Source organism: Oerskovia sp. NPDC060287, from assembly GCF_042726775.1.
GTDB lineage: Bacteria > Actinomycetota > Actinomycetes > Actinomycetales > Cellulomonadaceae > Oerskovia > Oerskovia merdavium.
In genome coordinates this window covers 1-4,064 of sequence record NZ_JBHXBO010000304.1, presented here as the reverse complement: position 1 = coordinate 4,064, position 4,064 = coordinate 1, and the positions used below count along the sequence as shown (strand labels likewise).

General features: G+C 64.9%; 3 protein-coding genes. 2 read left to right on the top strand and 1 reads right to left on the bottom strand.

Annotated elements, in window-relative coordinates:
• Window positions 1-55 precede the first annotated feature (55 nt).
• On the bottom strand, window positions 56-1,207 hold the full coding sequence (locus tag ACFWFR_RS17900; RefSeq protein ID WP_377623940.1) for a hypothetical protein: 1,152 nt from the start codon (window positions 1,205-1,207) through the stop codon (window positions 56-58).
• A 116-nt stretch (window positions 1,208-1,323) separates the two neighbouring features.
• Between ACFWFR_RS17900 and ACFWFR_RS17895 the strand changes: the two genes are divergently transcribed.
• Both ACFWFR_RS17895 and ACFWFR_RS17890 read left to right on the top strand, forming a co-directional pair.
• Entirely contained in the window at window positions 1,324-2,250 is a 927-nt protein-coding gene (locus ACFWFR_RS17895) for a CPBP family intramembrane glutamic endopeptidase (RefSeq protein ID WP_377623938.1), read from the top strand.
• Window positions 2,251-2,281: 31 nt separating this feature from the next.
• Window positions 2,282-3,970 carry an AAA family ATPase gene (locus tag ACFWFR_RS17890; RefSeq protein WP_377623936.1) on the top strand — a complete coding sequence of 563 codons (1,689 nt, stop codon included), beginning with the start codon at window positions 2,282-2,284 and terminating at the stop codon, window positions 3,968-3,970.
• Window positions 3,971-4,064: the final 94 nt, after the last annotated feature.

Here is a 4,064-nt window from a genome sequence, read left to right as displayed (position 1 = left end):
CCCCTGATCCGCGTGGATCAGGGGCATCTACTCACTTCTCGGCAGCGGAGAGCCGTCAGGACGTCGCGGAACCCGAGGTGCCCGGGACGCCCTCCGCGCCTGTGCCGCTCCCCGCACCGCTACCGGTTCCCGTGCCGGGCAGCTGTTCGAGGTCGGTACCTCCCGAGCCGGAGCCCGCGCCCGAGCCGCCGGTGTCCCCGCCCGTCCCCGGGGTCGGGTCCGGGGCCGGCGTGACCGGCGTGGTCGGCTCGGGGTCCGGGACCGTCGTCGGAGGATCGGTCGGCGTGGGCGTCGACGTGGTCTCGCTCGGCGCCGGGCTGGGTGTGGTGCCCGAGCTCGGCACGTCGGTCGTGGTGTCGGTCGTGCCACCCGTCGTCCCGTCTGTTGCTGCGGGCTCGCGCGAGACGACGTGGCTGATGGTCGTCCCCGAGCCCTCCTCGCCGCGCAGGATCTCGCTCAGGGGCCGCCCGGCGATCACCTCGACCAGGGTCACGCCCACGAGGAGCACGACGAACACCGCGACGGTCGACAGGATCAGGGTCCGCCGGCTCGGCCGGTTCGAGCCTGCCGCGTCGTCGTCGGTCCCGTCGCCCGCTCCCCCGTCCTCCGAGGCGTCACCGTCCTCGGAAAGGTCCGTGGCGCCGTCGGGCTCGTCGACTGCCTGCCCGGCCGCCGTGCGCAGGTCGCCGAGGTCCGTCCCGTCGAGGTCGGCCGGGTCCAGGACCGCGGTGTCCGCGACCCTCCCCGTGCCGCCGACCGCAGGAAGCACCGCGGTGCCGCTCCTGGTCGCGTCCGCGTCCTCAGCCGACCCGGCGTCGGAGCCGTCGGAACCGTCCGCCCCACCCGCGCCCTGCCCGTGCGACCCCGCGAGCGTCGGCAGCAGGACCTTGCGCCCGTTCTTGCCGACCGGCAGGACGACGCCCGCCTGGAGGGCCGCCTTCATCTGGCGGCGCGTCTTGAGGATCGAGCGCGTGTAGAGGTTGTTCCCGACGATCGTCAGGACCGAGGCGATGCCCGCACCGATGATCGTCCCGGCGACCCCCAGGTACGACAGCAGGACCGTCGAGCTCACGGCAGCGAGCGCGCTCGCGACGACCTGGGTGACGGAGAGGCCTGGCGGCTTCTCGTCGAGGTCGTCGTCGGCAGCGCCCTGCGCAGGGGCGTCTCGGGCGGTCGGGCTGATGGAGGGGGGTCTGTTCGAAGTCACGGTCCTCCCAGCGTAGGAAACCGGTCTGCACGCCCTCCGGACGCCTGTTGACCAACCCACGAGGATTGTGTGAAGACCGCTCGGCGCGCCTTCGCACGGGGTGCTATAACGACCAGGTGACCACTCCCCCCGGCACTCCCCCCGGCTCTGGCGCCGAGCCAGAAGCACCGCCCAGCATGCCGCGCGAGCCCGGACCGGCGGGGGTCGACGTAGCGCCCGCGGGCGAGGCCGGAGGCGGGAAGCGGTCCCGCTGGGCACCGACGACGGCCGACCGGCCCGAGACCCGCCGCCGCATCGGGGCCGAGATCTGGATCCTGCTGGGACTGAGCCTCGGCCGGTCGGGCGTCTACGCGGTCGTCAACATCATCGCGCGCCTCACCGAGGGCACCCCGCTCGCCCAGCAGAGCGCGAGCCTCAACAACAGCCAGTCGCCCCGCCCGTACCTCGACCTGACCTATCAGATCCTCAGCATCGGGTTCGCGCTCATCCCGGTCGCGCTCGCGCTCTACCTGCTCTCGGCGCGCGGCCGGTCGGTCACGCGGGCCATCGGGCTCGACGGCACCCGGCCGTGGCGCGACACGGGCTGGGGCGTCGCGCTCGCCGCGGTCATCGGCATCCCGGGCCTGGGTCTGTACGTCGCCGGTCGAGCGCTCGGGATCACGGTCGAGATCAACCCGGCCAACCTCGCCGACTACTGGTGGACCGTCCCGATCCTGATCCTCGCGGCCCTCCAGAACGGCCTGCTCGAGGAGGTCATCGCGGTCGCGTACCTGTTCGAGCGCACCAAGGACCTGGGCTGGGGGCGCGTGAAGTTCGTCGGGTGGAGCTCGCTGCTGCGCGGCTCGTACCACCTGTACCAGGGCATCGGGCCGTTCATCGGGAACGTCGTCATGGGCGTCGTGTTCTCGTGGTTCTACACGAGCAGGTGGGGGCGCCACCGCGTGATCCCGCTCGTGATCGCCCACACGATCCTCGACGTGGTCGCGTTCGTGGGCTATGCCCTGCTGCCGCGCGAGTGGCTCGAGGCGCTGGGGGTCGGCTAGGTTCGGGTAACCCTAAACTAACGGAGCGCTGATGATCGATCAGATTGCAATACGGCGATTCAAGTCAATAGCCGATACTGAACTACACCTGGGACGCATTACCGTACTCGTTGGGCCGAACAACGCGGGCAAGAGTACCCTACTTCAAGCAATTCAATTTGCCGTCTCAGTTGCCCAAAGTCTAAAAATGGACGGCGTCGCACGTTGGACTGGGAATTCAATTAGCGGCACATTAGCGACCAACCAACTGGTTTACACACCCCTGCGCGATGTTCACGCGCTAGCGACCGGCGGCCGGTTAGCACAGTCTGCTACCACATCAATCGAAGTTGAAATTCACGAGGAAAGTGGTGCGGCCGCAGGAATTCGCGTTTCACGCGGCAAGAACAAGAACATCTCGGTGCAGATTGAAGGAAAGGAGACCGGGCACAAACTCCAGGAGCTCAGGCCACCGTTCAGCGTGGTAGCGCCAGGGCTCGCGGGAATTCCCGCCTTCGAGGAACTGAAGTCACCAGGCATTGTGATGCGCGCAGCGGCTCGTGGCGATGCAAATAGCGTGTTCCGAAATATTCTGTATCGCCTGCATCAGACCCAAGAGGCGTGGACCGAATTCGGCTCCCGGCTCCACAGTTTATTCCCTGGCCTCAGGGTTGAAGTTTCGTTTGACTCTGAGACTGACGAACATATTACCGTAACGGTCAAGGATGCCGACGGGCCAAGACTACCCATCGATTCGTGTGGCACTGGGGTCCTTCAGGCAATCCAGATCCTTGCTTACGTCGGAGTCTATCGCCCGAAACTCCTGATACTTGACGAACCCGATTCACATCTCCATCCCGACAACCAGCGGCGGCTCGCTCAACTACTCTGGCAACTCTCCGAGGACCACGAGTTTCAGGTTCTTCTCTCGACACATTCTCGCCACCTCCTCGACGAACTCGAAGCAGCCGGGGCAGTTGTCCATTGGGTCACGAGCGGCGATGTCCAATCCGAGGAATTTGACACGGTGACCGGATTGCTTGAAATCGGCGCGCTCGATGCTCGCGATCGACTGCGGAACGGCGCAGTGCAATTAATTGTTATCACAGAGGACTCCGACACCTCTCTTCTTGAGACGCTGGTTAGATCATCGGGATGGGAGCCAGGAGATTACGAAATATGGAGCTACAAAAGCTCGAGCAAGCTAGATTCAGCCATTCTCTTGGGCAGGTTTATCACCGACCACGCCCCAGGCACCAAAGTCGTAGTGCACCGCGATCGGGACTACTTGACGGCAGGTGACGCTAAGGCATATAGGGACACAATGTTCGCCGCGGGGCTATTCCCATTCCTGACTGAAGGCACGTCGATTGAGGCACACTTCCTGTCGGAGAATTACCTGACCCAAGCGCTACCCGAAGTCCCCGGAGGGAGCATTTCAGAATGCTTGGAGTCTTCGATGGATGCCGTCAAGGACGAGTCGATACGAATAATGATCGATTCGAGAGCCGAATCCAACAGCAAGTCCGGAGCCGCCCGCGACAATAGCGCGGGGCGCGTATCCATGCGTGCACAAACGGAATTTAACGAGTCGCCAATGCAGTTAACCCATGCCAAGAGATGGCTAAAGAAATTTCGGAGCCTCATGCAAGAGCAACATGGCGTGAATCGGGATTGGCTTGTGTCTCACGACACTCTTTCGGTGGATGTTCTCGCGGAGCTACAAAGAACCGCGGAGTAATTGGGTCGGACTCCAGACATGGGCGATAAGTCGCCTTCCGGCCCTTCAGCCGTGGCACATCGCTGAGTGCGGAGTTCTTGCGCGACACGCCGGG

Bases quoted from the DNA above. Each gene is read 5' to 3' on its own strand.
- ACFWFR_RS17890 (WP_377623936.1), top strand. From the start codon at position 2,282: ATGATCGATCAGATTGCAATACGGCGATTCAAGTCAATAGCCGATACT.